15 protein-coding genes are annotated in these 15,805 nt (G+C 41.2%); 4 read left to right on the top strand and 11 right to left on the bottom strand.

Translation table 11 applies throughout. From position 1 onward, the window contains the following. Positions 1 to 178: 178 nt before the first annotated feature. From AC1M9P_RS05205 to AC1M9P_RS05195, 3 genes are read right to left on the bottom strand one after another with little or no spacing between them, the layout of a single operon-like run. On the bottom strand, positions 179 to 1,486 hold the full coding sequence (locus AC1M9P_RS05205) for a DUF445 domain-containing protein (RefSeq protein ID WP_481586905.1): 1,308 nt from the start codon (positions 1,484 to 1,486) through the stop codon (positions 179 to 181). A gap of 37 nt (positions 1,487 to 1,523) precedes the next feature. Further along, on the bottom strand, positions 1,524 to 2,078 hold the full coding sequence (locus AC1M9P_RS05200; protein ID WP_481586904.1) for a CC0125/CC1285 family lipoprotein: 555 nt from the start codon (positions 2,076 to 2,078) through the stop codon (positions 1,524 to 1,526). Positions 2,079 to 2,113: 35 nt separating this feature from the next. After that, a complete protein-coding gene (locus tag AC1M9P_RS05195) occupies positions 2,114 to 2,653 on the bottom strand; it encodes a DUF924 family protein (RefSeq protein WP_481586903.1) in 540 nt (179 codons plus the stop codon). 212 nt (positions 2,654 to 2,865) lie between these two features. Here AC1M9P_RS05195 and gshA point away from each other — a divergent pair, with 212 nt between their 5' ends. Both gshA and AC1M9P_RS05185 read left to right on the top strand, forming a co-directional pair. After that, positions 2,866 to 4,443, top strand: coding sequence for a glutamate--cysteine ligase (gshA, locus tag AC1M9P_RS05190; RefSeq protein ID WP_481586902.1), 1,578 nt, complete (start codon positions 2,866 to 2,868; stop codon positions 4,441 to 4,443). 18 nt (positions 4,444 to 4,461) lie between these two features. Further along, positions 4,462 to 4,962 carry a disulfide bond formation protein B gene (locus tag AC1M9P_RS05185; RefSeq protein WP_035264777.1) on the top strand — a complete coding sequence of 167 codons (501 nt, stop codon included), beginning with the start codon at positions 4,462 to 4,464 and terminating at the stop codon, positions 4,960 to 4,962. Positions 4,963 to 5,006: 44 nt separating this feature from the next. Here the strand turns inward: AC1M9P_RS05185 and AC1M9P_RS05180 are convergent, their stop codons facing one another. Next, complete coding sequence (locus AC1M9P_RS05180; protein WP_035264768.1) at positions 5,007 to 6,338, bottom strand: PGAP1-like alpha/beta domain-containing protein; 1,332 nt, start codon at positions 6,336 to 6,338, stop codon at positions 5,007 to 5,009. A gap of 248 nt (positions 6,339 to 6,586) precedes the next feature. Between AC1M9P_RS05180 and AC1M9P_RS05175 the strand changes: the two genes are divergently transcribed. Continuing rightward, positions 6,587 to 7,171, top strand: a complete 585-nt coding sequence (locus tag AC1M9P_RS05175; RefSeq protein WP_035264764.1) for a YqiA/YcfP family alpha/beta fold hydrolase — start codon at positions 6,587 to 6,589, stop codon at positions 7,169 to 7,171. 14 nt (positions 7,172 to 7,185) lie between these two features. Beyond that, positions 7,186 to 9,066 (top strand): DNA topoisomerase IV subunit B, encoded by a 1,881-nt coding sequence (gene parE, locus AC1M9P_RS05170; protein ID WP_035264762.1) that lies wholly within the window; start codon positions 7,186 to 7,188, stop codon positions 9,064 to 9,066. Between the two features lie 44 nt (positions 9,067 to 9,110). Here parE and AC1M9P_RS05165 read toward each other — a convergent pair whose 3' ends face one another. From AC1M9P_RS05165 to urtC, 7 genes are all read right to left on the bottom strand, one after another. Next, a complete protein-coding gene (locus AC1M9P_RS05165; protein WP_035264759.1) occupies positions 9,111 to 9,407 on the bottom strand; it encodes an FmdB family zinc ribbon protein in 297 nt (98 codons plus the stop codon). A 121-nt stretch (positions 9,408 to 9,528) separates the two neighbouring features. Next, positions 9,529 to 10,707, bottom strand: a complete 1,179-nt coding sequence (fmdA, locus tag AC1M9P_RS05160) for a formamidase (protein WP_481586901.1) — start codon at positions 10,705 to 10,707, stop codon at positions 9,529 to 9,531. 39 nt (positions 10,708 to 10,746) lie between these two features. After that, positions 10,747 to 11,862 carry an AAA family ATPase gene (locus tag AC1M9P_RS05155; protein ID WP_481586900.1) on the bottom strand — a complete coding sequence of 372 codons (1,116 nt, stop codon included), beginning with the start codon at positions 11,860 to 11,862 and terminating at the stop codon, positions 10,747 to 10,749. A gap of 38 nt (positions 11,863 to 11,900) precedes the next feature. Beyond that, entirely contained in the window at positions 11,901 to 12,944 is a 1,044-nt protein-coding gene (locus AC1M9P_RS05150) for an aliphatic amidase (RefSeq protein ID WP_035264753.1), read from the bottom strand. Positions 12,945 to 13,157: 213 nt separating this feature from the next. Then, a complete protein-coding gene (gene urtE, locus AC1M9P_RS05145) occupies positions 13,158 to 13,856 on the bottom strand; it encodes an urea ABC transporter ATP-binding subunit UrtE (RefSeq protein ID WP_035264750.1) in 699 nt (232 codons plus the stop codon). A 9-nt stretch (positions 13,857 to 13,865) separates the two neighbouring features. Next, entirely contained in the window at positions 13,866 to 14,624 is a 759-nt protein-coding gene (gene urtD / locus AC1M9P_RS05140) for an urea ABC transporter ATP-binding protein UrtD (protein WP_092766538.1), read from the bottom strand. Next, a complete protein-coding gene (urtC, locus tag AC1M9P_RS05135) occupies positions 14,621 to 15,787 on the bottom strand; it encodes an urea ABC transporter permease subunit UrtC (RefSeq protein WP_481586899.1) in 1,167 nt (388 codons plus the stop codon). Before urtC ends, urtD begins: the two co-directional genes overlap by 4 nt. Positions 15,788 to 15,805 lie beyond the last annotated feature (18 nt).

The following is a 15,805-nucleotide window of genomic DNA, read 5'->3' as shown; positions in this document are numbered from 1 at the left end:
AATATTATTGTAGTTTATATAAGATAAAGCAGAGAAATGACTCTAGTGAGAGCTTAGTTATTTGAATGACTAAGAATAATAAATACAGCCCATTCATGCAGAAATGGGCTTTTTTATGAGGTCAATTCACAATGAATTAAATTTTAGTCAGCGACCAAATTTAAATTTCATTTCTAAGTTAAATCAAAAATTCAACTGCTGCTCGGATGATCCCTAATACCAAACCGATAAATGCACCAACGACAACACCGTTGACGCGGATCATATGTAGGTCACCACCCACTTCACTTTCAATCTTATCAATCATTTCTCGTGAGTCCCATTCGTGAATGCGTTCACTGATAAATAAAATGACTTTTTCGCTGTATTGATCACTGAGATTGACTGCCATTGAACTCATTTTTTCATTTAATAATTGGCGTAATGCAGGATTGGAAATGATGTTTTGACCGACTTGTTGAATCGCAACACGTAAATTTTCAGCTATACCTGAATCTGCTTTCTCCAAATCTTCACGAATGGCGTTGCACAGAATGACGACGGCACCAGTAATAAAATTTAAAACTTGAGGACTATCTAACAATGCATTTTTAGTTTCATTTAATTTAAGACTCGCCTGACTTTCAGGATTTGCCAGTTCAGTCATTAAATGCTGTGCAATACTCTCTATTTTTTGACGCCATGGGTGCTCTGGATCTGCCAACATTGACTCGACACGCTCTATTAAAGAGTCAATCGTTCTTTGTTGAACATCGATACCGATCCAACTTGCGCCTTTGGCTAAACGCCACACTCCGAGTTCTTTAAATAGGGTGCGGGTTAGCTCCCGAGTTTGTTCAGGATGTGAAGTCACCCAACCGTGCGCAACATCGAGACCACGTTGTAAAACATCTTGGTGGAAGTCATTTTCTAATACGGCACGAATCATTTCACTGGCCAGGGTATTGATTTGAGTGTTCTTTACCCATTGCACACTGTTAGTTTGAATAAACCTACCGACTTGTTCTTGTCCAACAAACTCAAAAACTTTAGGCACTGTCTGTTGAATCACTTGAGTCACTTGACGATTGTTATCTGGATTGGCTAGCCATTGTCCTACTGCCAAACTCACATCTGTTTGACTCAAGCTTTTTGCCACAATTTGTGGCGATAGGAAGTTTTCTTGAACAAAACGTCCCATGGATTCTGCAATACGCGCTTTGTTACGTGGAATAATTTCGGTGTGATCTTTTAAAAACTTAGGAATAGGGATACGACCGAATGGGTTCCGAAACAAAACCGTAATGGCATACCAATCTGCTAAACCACCAACCACACCTGCTTCAGCAGACAACATTAAAATATGAATAAGCCAAACATATTCTGGAAAAATTTTGGCAGCCACCATGAGCGATATCCAAGCCAATACAGCGACAACCAGTGCGATCATGGCAAATCGTTTGCTTCGATCCAGACTAGGGGTAGTCATTGTTGGTGATGCACTCATGCATAATTCCTATGTAAGCTGTTGTATTAATATTATTTTATTGTGATAGAGAAGGCTGTGTTTGTACAGGCAGTACGTCGCCTGTAGCACTTAAACCATATTTAGACCCTAAGGCCTGTAAAATTAAACGTGCATCAAAAGCATCTTGAGGTGCTGTTTTTTGATCTTTAAAACAGGTGATGGTATAGGCTACTTGAACTGGCTCTAAACTGACCACCTGTGGCACATCATAAAAAGGATCAAAGAACATAGGATGTCTACGATATCCATAACCATACGGGTAAGGATTGGAATAAACCACAGCTTGACGAGGTGGTTGTTGTGTGCGATTGCTTGGATCATCTTGGACTTTAAAAAAATGAAAGCCCTGTTTGACCGTTGTTTGTGCAGCTTTAAGTAAGGTTATTTCTTCAGCTGTACCATAGCTCATGTTGGATGAGCCTTGAAAACTAATACGATACGTTGATTGGTTCAAGGGAATAGTTGCGAATTGCCCAAGCTGATCAAATGTAGGCGGTTTACTTGGCGTCGTGACACAACCAGACAGCAGGATCATGCCAGATAATCCCAAAATCATGCATAAGTTCTTCATTTCGCTCTCCTGAAGTCTGTTGTATCAATATCAATTTAGAAGCTACTGTTTGGCTGTTTTAAAAATTCTATTTCCTCAGGTGTAGAGAGACGATTTAAAATTTCATTACGATGAGGATAGCGACCGAAACGTTCAATGATGACTTGATGCTTCTTCTCAAAGTCTAAATTTACAGGGTTGCCTAATGCCTCAAACAGACGAAGTGCTTGAGTGTGAATGATTTTTGATTCGCTATGCATGAAAGGCATATATAAGAAGCTACGTTGTTCAGGTTCCAGTTCGAGATCTAAGCCAAGACGAACCGCTTCTTGAGCTAGCCCAAGTGCTAATGGATCTTGGGCAAAAGATTCAGGTTTGCCACGATAAACATTACGGGAAAATTGATCCAAGACAATGATTTCTGCTAAGCGTCCTAAAGCAGTTTCCCGCCATGTCCATAGTTCGCCTGCGGCAGCTTGTTGGATGGTGTGACCAAATTGCGCTTGAATAAGTTGATCGAAAGCATCGCTTTTCGCAAACCAATGCGGTTGAGTTTCAGCACTGAACCAAAAATCTATAACGTTGTGATAATTCATATTCTTTACAGTTTGTTAGCATTTATTCTGCAATAAAATCACAAATTTCAGATGTCTTAAAGACTAAGATTGTGTTAAAAATTTGCCAAAATAAAAGGTTTATCCAACTGAAATGTATATGCAAACTGCATTTGCGAATATAAATCACGGTATACTTGATATAAATCAATAATTTTTTATCTCAGTCGTTCTTCTAGATAAGCGAGTAAGTAATGAGTCAACCCGAAGCGCTCTCTGAAACAATTTTACCAAATTGGGTGGATTCGACGGTGTTTAAAGGTATGTTACGAGGCATTGAGCGCGAAAGCCTAAGGATGCAAAGTGATGGCTTTATCTCCCAGAAAGATCATCCTAAGGGTTTAGGCTCTGCGTTAACTCATCCTCATATTACGACAGATTATTCTGAAGCCTTACTTGAGTTTATTACCCCTCCTCAATCTTCAATTTCTGAAGCATTAAGCTACTTAGAAGATATTCATGCTTTCACCCATCGACACCTAGAAGATGGTGAAAAGCTATGGCCAATGTCGATGCCATGTATGTTGGATGATGAAGAAGAAAGCATTCGTCTTGCGCAATATGGCTCATCCAATATCGGTAAATTCAAAACTTTATACCGCCGTGGTTTAGGTGTACGTTATGGTCGTCGTATGCAGACGATTTCAGGTGTACATTACAATGTTTCATTCCCTGATGCGTTGTTTCAGCAGTTGCAAGCAAACGAGCAAGATGAAGCTTTAAAACAGCTCAGTTTGCAGGATTATCGCAGCCATCGATATTTCGCTTTAATTCGAAATTTCATTCGTTTAACCCCATTGGTTATGTTCCTGATAGGTGCAAGCCCATCGGTCTGTCGTTGTTTTATGACGGGTCGTGAACATCATTTATTGCCTTTAATTAAGGGAACATTGTATTTGCCATATGCCACTGCATTGCGTATGGGGCGCTTTGGATATCAAAACTCGGCGCAGAAAGAGTTAGGTATTCATTACAATGATTTGAAAGGATATTTAGCAGGTTTACAAAAGGCGGTGAAAACGTCTTATGCTGCTTTCAGTCGTTTGGGATTAGATGACGAAGCGGGTGAGCCGATCCAAATTAATGATCACGTACTGCAAATTGAAAACGAGTACTACAGTCTTGTACGTCCTAAACAAGTACCACAGTCTGGTGAAACACCATCTGATGCATTAGCAAACCGTGGGGTAGGGTATGTTGAATTACGCGCAGTAGATGTGAATCCATACAGCCCAATTGGTATCAATGAAGATACTGCAGGCTTCCTTGAGGTATTAGCGCTTTATTGTTTATTAAAAGACAGTCCTGAACTGCTAGATGATGAACTTGAAGTGATTGAACAAAACCAGCAAGAAGTTGTGAATCGTGGGCGTGCACCAAATGCTGCCATTGTTGAAAATGGTCAATCAATTGAAATTGAGACATGGGCAAATCAATATCTCAAACAGATGCAGCCTTTAGCAGAAACGTTAGATCAAGCTCACTCGACCTCGTTGTATTCTGATGCAATGCAAATTATGCAATCACGAGTAGATGAAGTGGATGAAACCTTCTCTGCGAAAATAGTAGAAGATACAGTACAACATAGTGGTACTTGGAGCTTAGGTAGTGTGCTCGCGCATCAACATGCTGATCATTATCAAAACTATGTGTTATCTCAGGATAAAGTCACCTATTTTGAACAACTCACAGTGCAATCACTTGAACAGCAACAACAGTTGGAAGCAGAGTCTAGTTTAAGCTTTACAGAATATCTAAAAGTATATCGATAAAAATATTGAGGAAAGTATATGCAGTGGCAAAATTACCGCATGGTGAGTGGCCTGTTGTTTATAGCCAGTGTGATTGGAATGGCCTTCGCGTTGTATCTCGAACATGTCCAAGGTCTTGAACCTTGTCCATTGTGTGTATTTCAACGGTTAGGTCTGATCGGATTGGGGCTGATTTCTTTTATTGCGTTTCTACACAATCCCGTCCGTAATGGTTTAAAACGAGTATATGCTTTCCTAGGGACATTATCGATTTTATGGTCAGCGTGTGTTGCTGCACGTCATGTCTGGCTGCAGAGTTTACCTCCAGATAAAGTGCCAAGTTGTGGGCCTGGCTTAGATTATTTGGTAGATGCTTTGCCGCTTAAAACTGTGCTTCAACAAGTGCTGTCAGGATCAGGCGAATGTGCGGTAGTAGACTGGACTTTCCTAGGTCAGTCTTTACCTGTGTGGTCTTTGGTATTTTTTAGTATTCTGCTGATCATCTCGATTTGGCAGTTATTCAGAAAGTATCCTGCTTAAAATAAAAAAGCCAACTGATCAGTTGGCTTTTTTATTGAAGATGGTCAGGTTTCTACGATTCCTTCCATGCTTTCTAATTTGATTAAATATTTACGGATTTGCTCTTCAGCTAATTCATCGTGATGTGGATAGAACCATTTAACGATTTGCTCAGCAACACTGGAATGGTATTGAATCTCCATATGATTGAGCCCGTAGAACACCGCTTTGTGTGATTCTGGCAATTTCAGTTGGAATCGCGGATTTGGATGCTCACCCAAAGCACTTTGCACACTCACTAAGTAATCGCCAATGACTTTAAGTGTACGATTTTTACGATTTTCAAACTCAATTGTTCCAGCTACTAAGAATGTATTGATATGTGAAGGCAGCGGTGCAGGTTTACGATTATCATCCATCATGCCAATACGAGCGTGATTGTGTTCCCAGTCGTCATCACGGACACTACCATGGCGTAAATCCAAAATACCATCACTGCGAATATTCACAATGTGGCTGGCTAACTTGATGACGGGAAAGTGTCCAATTTTTTCTTGAACGGCAAAGCCAATACGTTCTAGAACCGCACCATGATGTGGAGAACCTAAGCAGACCAAATTCTCTGCCATGTGAAACCATTGATGGAGATTTTGTTTACCATAAAACAAAGCACTTCTAGAAACCAAACCACCCATACTGTGACCGATTAAATCAAGACTGGTGATACGTGGATTGCGCTTTACCAAGTCTTCAAGCATATTGGCCAACGAACGACCATTCGCTGAAATTCTGCGACCAGTGTTGTAATGCAAATAAAGCATGGTGTTGTTGTCGCGTTGTGCAAGCAGTTTTTCACCAATACCGCCATAGTTGCGATTGGTCCAATCAAGATGATTCATGCACAGACCATGGCAAAAGATCACGACACGACCTGACAGGTCACCCTGTTGTAACTCTCCATAGTGATCATACAGATTACTGGTAATCGCCAACGGATTTTGATTTTTAAGTAAATAGTCGCCAATCACGCCATTAAGAGCACTGACCAAAAAAATCATTTTTGGCGTGAGGGGCTTATCATGGAGTTTCGGAAATTGATCAATGATTTTGCGCAGGGCTGGTGCGACCAAATAATTTCCGTAATTTAGAAGCGTGTCATATGAAAATTGATATAACTTTCGAACGTAGGTTTTCTTTTGAAATTCTTTTGATGTTTTTTTACTTAAACCAAATACGGTTAAGAGCACTTCACGTTGAAGTGATTGAATGAGATTTTGAACAGCGTGGTTAATTGGAGTGCTGACCAGTTGTGCCAAACCTTCAAGCACATCGGCCTGACTCGGAGGAGATCGATCCCATTTACAATAAGTTTCATGTAGTGGCGTTAAACTCGGCATCTAGTCTTATCCTGATAGTGCATGATCATCTAAAGACACTTTATTTTTAGCAATGATCACTGTATAAAATTCCTTGTATTTATCTTATGTTGTTCATCCCGAACAATTTTTAAGATAACTTTGATTTCAGGTCGGCTCTAATTTTTTTGTCTGACAATATTTGTTATCGTACAAAAGAGAAACAAATATGTGATCTGATTCACAATAAAAATTAGAACAATTTTGAGGAAAATGCAATTAATCAGTTTATGAATATTATCTATCTACATGGATTTCAAAGTAGTCCTTTTTCGATTAAAGGGCAACTGATTCGTCAGTATTTTGAAAGACATGAACATGTACAAGTGCATTTGCCCGATTTAAATATGCCGCCTGATCAGGTCATTACTTCGATTTCGACACTCATCGAGTCTATGTCGAATGTCGTTTTGATTGGGAGCAGTTTAGGTGGATTTTATGCGACGCAGCTTGCCGCGAAACATGGAGTCGCAGCTGTACTGATTAATCCCGCTATGCAACCATGGAAATTATTTAGAAACTTGTTTTCAACGGCGCAGTTTCCTTATCCAGTCACTGCGAATTGGTCGTTAGATGAAGCTCAGCTTGATCAATTGGAGCATATGGCAGTTCCGTTTGTGCAAGATGCAGACAAAATCTTGGTCTTGTTACAACAAGGTGATGAAGTTTTGGATTATCGTGAAGCGGAACGTTATTATAATTGCGATGGTCATCAAGCGTTCCTCATTACAGAAACATATGGCAATCACGCGATGGATGATTTCGCGGATAAAATACCCTTGGTATATCAGTTTTTAGCTGACAGCTTAAAATAAGGAAACAATTCAACGTGTCTCAATATACGGCCCAATCCCTTGAAGTCTTATCTGGTTTAGATCCTGTACGCCGTCGTCCAGGCATGTATACCGATACCACACGTCCAAACCATTTGGCGCAAGAGGTCATTGATAATGCGGTCGATGAAGCATTGGCAGGACACGCGAATAAAATTACAGTGACTGTGTATAAAGATGGTTCATTGTCAGTAGAAGATAACGGGCGTGGTATGCCAGTTGATATTCATCCTGAATATGGTCAAAGCGGCATTGAAATTATTCTGACTAAACTGCATGCAGGCGGGAAATTCAGCACAGATAATTATCAATTCTCTGGTGGTTTGCACGGGGTTGGTATTTCTGTTGTAAATGCGCTTTCCACACGTGTGGAAGTTCAAGTTCAGCGCCAAGGTAATTTATACAAAATGGCCTTTGAGCAAGGTGAAGCAACGGCACCACTTGAAGTTCTGGAAGGTAAAGCACCTAAACGTGCATCGGGTACCTCAGTTCACTTTTGGCCTGAAGCGAAATATTTTGATTCACCTAAATTTGCATTAAAGGCACTTAAACACAATTTAAAAGCGAAGGCGGTATTAGCTGCTGGCTTACAAATCAATTATGTTGATGAAATTAACGACGAAAAAATCACTTGGCAGTTTGAAAATGGTCTCGTCGATTATTTGATGGATGAATTAGAAGATCGTGAAATCATCCCTACGCCTGCATTTGTCGCTACAGGTGACGCGGAACGTGCCAGTGCGGAGTTTGCGATTTGTTGGAATGTTGAAGGTGGAGAGAGCATTCAAGAATCTTATGTGAACTTGATTCCAACGGCTCAAGGTGGCACACATGTGAATGGTCTTCGTTCAGGTGTGACGGATGCGATCCGTGAGTTCTGTGAGTTACGTAATCTCTTACCACGTAATATGAAGCTTTCAGCGGAAGATGTGTGGGATGGCGTGAACTATATTCTGTCTTTGAAATTTCAAGAGCCACAATTTTCAGGTCAAACCAAAGAGCGTCTTTCAAGTCGTGAAGCCTCTGGGATTGTGCAGAACATCGCAAAAGATGCTTTTGCCTTATGGTTGAATCAAAACTCTGAAATTGCAATGCAATTGGCTGAAATGGCGATTTCAAAAGCGGGACGTCGTTTAAAAGCTGCAAAGAAAGTTGAGCGCAAAAAAATCGTTTCAGGTCCAACTTTACCAGGCAAATTATCTGATTGTGTGGGACATAGTTTGGAAGAGTCAGAACTATTTATTGTGGAAGGTGATTCTGCTGGAGGATCTGCCAAACAGGCGCGTGATAAGAATTTCCAAGCGATTATGCCGATCCGCGGAAAAATTTTAAACACTTGGGAAGTATCTTCAGATGAAGTACTTGCTTCTCAAGAGGTGCATAATATTGCAATCGCAATAGGAGTCGATCCGGGTTCTGATGATTTGTCTGAACTCCGCTATGGCAAGATCTGTATCTTGGCCGATGCTGACTCTGATGGTCTGCATATTGCGACTTTGCTGTGTGCATTATTTGTGAAGCACTTCCCAAGCCTAGTTGAAGCAGGGCACTTATTTGTTGCGATGCCACCTTTATTCCGTATTGATGACGGTAAAGATGTGCATTACGCGCTTGACGAAGCAGAATTAGAAGGCATATTGAAAAAAGCCAAAACTAAATCCCCACAAATCACACGATTTAAAGGTTTGGGTGAGATGAATGCAAGTCAGCTCCGTGAAACAACATTGGATCCCAATACTCGTCGTTTGGTGCAACTAGATTTGGATGATGTGCATTTTACTTCAGGTTTATTAGATAAATTATTAGCCAAGAAACGCGCAAGTGATCGTAAAGAATGGTTGGAACAAAAAGGCAACTTAGCTGAATTAGTCGTTTAATTTTCTGCAGACACGAGCATTAAAGCCCGCAGATGCGGGCTTTTTTATACTTCACAGAGTGAACAATTCACACCACGACAGTTGTGTAGCACTGAACTGCGTGCACTATTTTTATTGGTACCTGGACCGCCGACTAAAGGTCCTGCAAGTTGTTCTGCGCCTGACCCTGGACGCCATTTGGTCTTCATGTTGATTTGTTGTCTGCCAGTAATCATTGGTTTAGCTAAGGTGGGTTGTTGACAGTATTTACATTCGATAGTGTCAGTTGCAATCCTAGAAATAGGCACACGTTGTTCAAAAATTCCTTCGCAGTGCTCACAGCGGAAATCGTATAATGGCATGGTCGTGCTCCTACTTATTTTTAAGCATGTGCATGTTTAAAAGTTAAAAAGGAGGTAGCTCGCATGCTTACTCAAGCTACCCCGTAAAATGGTGAAACCTGTAACAACAATAATGCGCTAATTAGCGCTTATGCCCCCAAAATTTATCGTCATTTAAAGCACCTTGCGGCAATATATTTTGTTCAAAAATGGAGGTTGGGAGTGAGACGGTACATGCACAGTTTGGAATATCTACAATACCTCCGATACGACCTTCAACCGGTGCAGCGGTAAGTAACATGTAGGCTTGTGACCCAGTAAAGCCAAAATTTTCAAGATACTTGATGGCTTTTAGACATGCTTGGCGGTAAGCCACTGTCGCATCGAGATAGTGATTTACACCATCTTCAACACTGATCCCTTCGAAAGTCAGCCATTGATCATAATTTGGACGTACATTGCTTGGAACAAAGATAGGTGAATCAATATTGTATTTTTCCATCCCACCTTTGATTAAATCGAAACCGACACGTGTAACGCCATCCATTTCAATCGCACCACAGAAACCAATTTCACCATCACCTTGTGAGAAGTGGAGGTCGCCCATTGAGAAGCCAGCACCTTTTTGATAAACAGGGAAGTAAATACGGCTTCCTGCAGCAAGGTCTTTAATGTCTGTGTTACCCCCATGTTCACGTGGAGGAACTGTGCGTGCAGCTTCAGCCGCCATACGATCAAATTCGGGACCTTTTACACCACGCAGAACGGCTGTACGTGGATCAGGAGGGTTTGCTTGACCTTTAGGAACGAGCAATGCTTCACGGCGATTCCATTCTTTCAGTAAATCATGTGATGGTAGGGTTCCCATCAAGCCAGGATGTTTTAAACCTGCAATACGTACACCAGGGATATGACGTGAAGTTGCAAATAAACCTTTCAAATCCCAAATAGCTTTATCTGCTTCTGGGAAATAGTCCGCCAAGAAGCCACCACCATTTTCCTTGGCAAAAACACCCGAAAAACCCACATCAGAAATCGGTTGAATGTCTAGTAGATCAATGACCAACAAATCACCTGGTTCTGCACCTTCAACATAGAATGGACCTGTTAAAGGATGAGCACGTGTTAAATCCACATTTTTAACATCAGAAATATCGTCAGTATCTTTAATTTGTGCGTCAAGGAAATCCAAGCTTTCAATCAGAATTTCTTCACCAGGTTTTACTGATGTTAGAAAAGGTAGGTCTGGGTGCCAACGGTTGTGACCAATTTCGGCTTGTTCCGCAAGTGGAATTCCTGGTTTGATTTTAATATGTTGCATAATGTATCCCCTGTATTGAGGTCAAATAAAGTTTAGGTCTCAGTGTTGTTGTGATGCTTCGTGTATCAGTAACGGATCAAGTTGTTTCACTGCAGGCTCAATCATCTGAATTTGAAGCTTCGTATTGTCGTAATCGATGATGAATTCACTAATGTGCTTGTTGTTTAGAAAAGCTTTCGCGAGTGCAGGTTCAACTAACACTTTAAAACGACGGCTTAAACCCCGAGCACCAAATCGAACATCATGTCCTGAACTCAGGAATCGAATGGCAGCATCGGTCAAAGCAATGGTTCGACTTTGCTTTTTTAGACGTTGGTTCATTTTGTCAATTTCGAGTTGGACTAAGGTTGCAGCAAAATCAGATTCAACTGGCTGATAATGTAAGATTCGCTCAATGCGATTTAGAAACTCAGGATCAAACTTTTTATCGAGTGCTTTTGTCGTGATTTCACTGTCATCTAATTTCAAATGCTTGGCTAATTTCTGGAGTGGTTTCGGTAATTGACTAAGTTGTTTCAGGCGCTTTTGAGCATCTTTAGCACCCACATTACTCGTCATAAAAATCATGCAGTTTTTAAAGTCTAAAACCTTTGTACCCGCAGTTAATTTTAAAGTTCCTGTTTCAAGCACATTGAGTAGCCCTCGAATGACTTCAGTACTGGCTTTTTCAATTTCATCAAAGAGAACAATGCCAGGTTTGGAGAAACTCCCTTGAATCAGGGCTTCATCGAATAAAGTATTTCCTTCTTTAGAGCCGACATAGCCTGGTGGGGCACCTGTCAGGGCGGCTGCATAATGCTCTTGTGCCAATGTATTCATATCAATTCGACTGAATGCATCAGCTTTACCGTGTATCGCTTCAGCAATGAGGCGGACTGTTTCAGTTTTTCCTACACCGGTAGGACCTAACATCAGTGTGACACTTAAAGGACGATGAGCTGCGTTAAAATCTGCTTTCACTGTGGTGAGCATATTTTCAATTTCATCAAGTGCGGCTTCTTGCCCAATAATATGTTCACGTAGATGGGTCATCACGGCATCTGGTTCAAAACTGAATCGGGAAGTACGTGCAATACATTCCTTGCTTTGCATGTCATAGCGTTGTTTTGCCAAACTTTCCTGATTGGCATGTATACGGTCACTGGCAAATGTCATGTTCGAAACCTCCTGAAATCAAGTCGGACGAAGCTTCTTTAAGAAGCTTCTTTCTCTAACCCTTCGTGAGGTAAGTTGCCAATTGGGCACTCTGCAACGCCAATGGTTGAACGCGTAAACTGCTCAACATTTTCCTGTGCTTTTTGTGCGTCTAAGACCCATGTCTTGTAGAAGTCGAATGGACAATCGGCAACCCCTTTATCACCATCACCATTGTTGTATACGCCTGTATAGCCACGGTGTAGCAGCTTGAACAAGTGATTTTGTGATTGATCGTATTTACGTGCATCACGTATTTCTGTGAGTGATAACTGTGCGTATTGGATACCATTTTCTTCCGTACCACATTCACCTAATGTACGTCCGTCAAAGCCGACCACTGCCGAATGTCCAAAGTAGGTATACACCCCATCAAAACCAGTACAATTGGCAACAGCGACATAAACGTTATTTGCCCAAGCCATACATTTGGCCATATTGATTTGCTGTTCATCAGCCGGGTACATATAACCCTGGCATCGCACCACAAGTTCAGCACCTTTCATCGCACAGTCGCGCCAAATTTCAGGGTAATTGCCGTCGTCACAGATAATGAGTGACATCTTGATGCCTTTAGGGCCTTCTGTCACATAAGTCGTATCTCCAGGGCACCAGCCTTCAATTGGGCACCATGGAATAATCTTGCGATATTTTTGAACGATTTCACCTTTGTTATTGATGAGCACTAAGGTGTTATATGGCACTTTATGCGGGTGTTCTTCGTGTTGTTCCCCAGTAATTGAGAATACGCCCCAAACATTTGCTTCAATACAAGCTTGAGAGAAAATTGCCGTTTCATCACCTGGGATTGTGGCTGCAGTTGCCATCATTTCATCATGATCATACATAATGCCCATGGTGCTGTATTCAGGGAAAACAATGAGATCCATACCTGGAATACCTTGTTTAATCCCTTTCAACATTTCAGCAATTTTTTTTGCATTCTCAAGTACTTCTGCTTTGGTGTGCAGGCGTGGAATTTTATAATTCACCACTGCTACACCCACTGTATTAGGACTACTTGAGATATCACCGTGACGCATTCAACTTACTCCCCATATCTTTAAAATTAAAATCTATGTAAGGAGTTTCGCGTGAAATTGATCGATGCAAAATACGGTGAATTGCGTATATGAAGCGATATTTCGAATGAGTTTTTAGATCGAAATAACAATACCACTCCAACAAATGGTCAAAAAAATCCCCCGAAAAAATCGAGGGGAATGCCAAATTAAGAGTTGATGAGATGACGTGCTTTAAACTGAAAGATATTTACTAATGGTTGCTTCATCGACATTCGCTCTGACATCTTCATAAGCAAAACGGCCTTTATCGATGACCAAGAAGCGATCTGCCATCGCCATAGTAAAGCTCAGTACTTGCTCGGAGACCACGATAGTGAGATCTCGCTGATCGCGAATTTCTTTTAGCGTTTTCGCAATATCTTTAATAATCGAGGGCTGGATTCCCTCGGTAGGTTCATCGAGCAACAATACTTTGGGGTTAGTGGCGAGTGCACGTGCAATTGCCAATTGTTGCTGTTGTCCACCAGATAAATTTCCCCCTTTGCGTTTACGCATATCCCAAAGTACAGGGAAAAGCTCATACAGATCGTCAGGTACTTTTCCATGTGCAGACGCAGGGAGACCCGTTTGAATATTCTCTAGAACAGACATGGTTGAGAAAATCATTCGACCTTGAGGAACATAGGCAACACCATTTTCCACACGTTGATACGGGTCAAGCTTTTCTAAGTTTTTACCATCGAGCTTGATTTCGCCTTGAGTATTTTTAATATCACCGATAAGAGTTTTAAACAGTGTGGTTTTACCCATCCCGTTCCGCCCCATAATCGCCACAATTTCTTTGGGTTGAATTTTAAGTTCTAGATCATGAATGACTTGGCTTTGTTTATAACCTGAACACAAAGAACTAATTTCTAATAATCCGCTCATAAGGCCTCCTTAGTGTCCGAGATAGACTTCAATGACTTTTGGATCACTTTGCACATCATCCATTTTTCCTGCTGCGAGGATTTTCCCTTGATGCAATACAGTCACTTTATCTGCAATGGTTTTTACGAACTCCATATCGTGCTCAATCACGAGGACTGAGCGTCCTTTACTGATTTCACGAAGCAGTTGTGCTGTCTGTTCGCGCTCAGAAACACTCATGCCTGCCACAGGTTCATCCAGCATTAACAACTCGGGGTCTTGCATAAGCAACATCCCTATTTCAAGCCATTGTTTTTGTCCATGAGACAATAGGCCTGCGGAGGTGTGTAATAAATCAGTGAGGAAAATTTTTGAAGCGACTTCTTGGATACGTTCTTCGACATCTTTGGTTCGCTTAAAGAACAAAGCCCCAAACACATTACGACCACGTGGGAAAGACATTTCGAGGTTGTCATAGACTGAAAGGTTTTCGTAAATATTAGGGTTTTGAAATTTACGACCGACACCTTTACGAACGATTTCGAACTCTTTGAGCTTAGTCAGTTCAATATCATTAAATTTGATCGTGCCAGAAGTTGCTTTAGTTTTTCCGCAAATCAAATCCAACACTGTTGTTTTACCTGCACCATTAGGGCCGATCACCACGTGAACTTCGTTTTTATCGAGATAGAAGTTGAGATCGCTGACGGCTTTAAAGCCGTCAAACGAGACTGTGAGATCTTCAATTACAAGTACAGGTTTTGCCATTTCTACGCCGACTTTACTCATTTCACACCTCCTTCTACTTCAACATTGCTATCTTTATTGGACTCCATGGGTTGATGGGGGGGAGGCGAAGCCGTTGTTTTTTTATCTTTGAAGATAAGTGGGCGAACATATTTTTCATATAAGCCAGCTAAACCATTCGGTAAGAACATCACAACGCCTATGAACAATGCACCAAGGAAGTACAACCATACTTCAGGGAATGCTTCAGAGAAGTAAGTTTTACCGAGGTTAACTAAAACTGCACCATATACAGCTCCAATCAGTGATAAACGTCCGCCAACTGCAGCTAAGATCACCATTTCAATAGATGGGACGATGCCAATAATCGTTGGAGACATGAAGCCGACTTGCAGCGTAAACATTGCCCCACCGACGGAAGAAACGACTGCCGCAAAGCAGAAGATAAAGACTTTGTACATTGAAACGTCATAACCAGAAAAACGTACACGTTCTTCTTTTTCACGCATTGCAGAAAGTAAGCGACCTAACTTTGAGCTGAGAACAAAGCGACTGATCATGATGACTGCGATGAGTAACAATGCATTGATGTAATACAGAACGTACTTTGCCTCATCCGTACGGATGTCCCAGCCATGTAATGTCTTGAGATCAGTAATACCGTTAATACCGCCAGTAAAGCCTTGTTGACCAATAATCAAAATTGTCAAAATCGCCACAATCGCTTGCATGATGATAGAGAAATACACGTCTCCTACACGACGAGTAAACATTGCAAAACCAATAATAAAAGCCAATAAAATTGGAATAATTACAATCGCGAATAGGGTAAATGTGAAACTATGGAATGGTTCCCAGAACATTGGTAGGCTGGTAATTTGATTCCAGTCCATAAAATCAGGAATACCGGGTGTGGTTTGAGCTGCTGTGGATTGCATGTCAGAAGCTTCAAGTTTGAGGAACATAGCCATACAGTAGCCACCGATCCCAAAGAAAATACCCTGACCTAAACTCAAAATGCCGCCGTAACCCCAGCACAGCACTAAACCAATCGCAACAAAAGCAAACGTAAGATATTTACCCATTAAATTAAGACGGAAAACATCTAAAAACATGGGCATTACAAATAGGATCAGTACTGCCAATATAGCCAGTCCAATCGCACCTTCTTTACCGCCTAACAAGGCATTCATTGGATTACTCATATCAATCTCTCCTGAATA

The organism is Acinetobacter sp. 25-47-122, from assembly GCF_056779695.1.
The sequence above is the reverse complement of the archived record's forward strand: the minus strand, read 5'-3'. Positions and strand labels throughout refer to the sequence as shown.

Bases quoted from the DNA above. Each gene is read 5' to 3' on its own strand.
- AC1M9P_RS05205 (WP_481586905.1), bottom strand. From the start codon at position 1,486: ATGAGTGCATCACCAACAATGACTACCCCTAGTCTGGATCGAAGCAAA.
- AC1M9P_RS05200 (WP_481586904.1), bottom strand. From the start codon at position 2,078: ATGAAGAACTTATGCATGATTTTGGGATTATCTGGCATGATCCTGCTG.
- AC1M9P_RS05195 (WP_481586903.1), bottom strand. From the start codon at position 2,653: ATGAATTATCACAACGTTATAGATTTTTGGTTCAGTGCTGAAACTCAA.
- gshA (WP_481586902.1), top strand. From the start codon at position 2,866: ATGAGTCAACCCGAAGCGCTCTCTGAAACAATTTTACCAAATTGGGTG.
- AC1M9P_RS05185 (WP_035264777.1), top strand. From the start codon at position 4,462: ATGCAGTGGCAAAATTACCGCATGGTGAGTGGCCTGTTGTTTATAGCC.
- AC1M9P_RS05180 (WP_035264768.1), bottom strand. From the start codon at position 6,338: ATGCCGAGTTTAACGCCACTACATGAAACTTATTGTAAATGGGATCGA.
- AC1M9P_RS05175 (WP_035264764.1), top strand. From the start codon at position 6,587: ATGAATATTATCTATCTACATGGATTTCAAAGTAGTCCTTTTTCGATT.
- AC1M9P_RS05165 (WP_035264759.1), bottom strand. From the start codon at position 9,407: ATGCCATTATACGATTTCCGCTGTGAGCACTGCGAAGGAATTTTTGAA.
- fmdA (WP_481586901.1), bottom strand. From the start codon at position 10,707: ATGCAACATATTAAAATCAAACCAGGAATTCCACTTGCGGAACAAGCC.
- AC1M9P_RS05155 (WP_481586900.1), bottom strand. From the start codon at position 11,862: ATGACATTTGCCAGTGACCGTATACATGCCAATCAGGAAAGTTTGGCA.
- AC1M9P_RS05150 (WP_035264753.1), bottom strand. From the start codon at position 12,944: ATGCGTCACGGTGATATCTCAAGTAGTCCTAATACAGTGGGTGTAGCA.
- urtE (WP_035264750.1), bottom strand. From the start codon at position 13,856: ATGAGCGGATTATTAGAAATTAGTTCTTTGTGTTCAGGTTATAAACAA.
- urtD (WP_092766538.1), bottom strand. From the start codon at position 14,624: ATGAGTAAAGTCGGCGTAGAAATGGCAAAACCTGTACTTGTAATTGAA.
- urtC (WP_481586899.1), bottom strand. From the start codon at position 15,787: ATGAGTAATCCAATGAATGCCTTGTTAGGCGGTAAAGAAGGTGCGATT.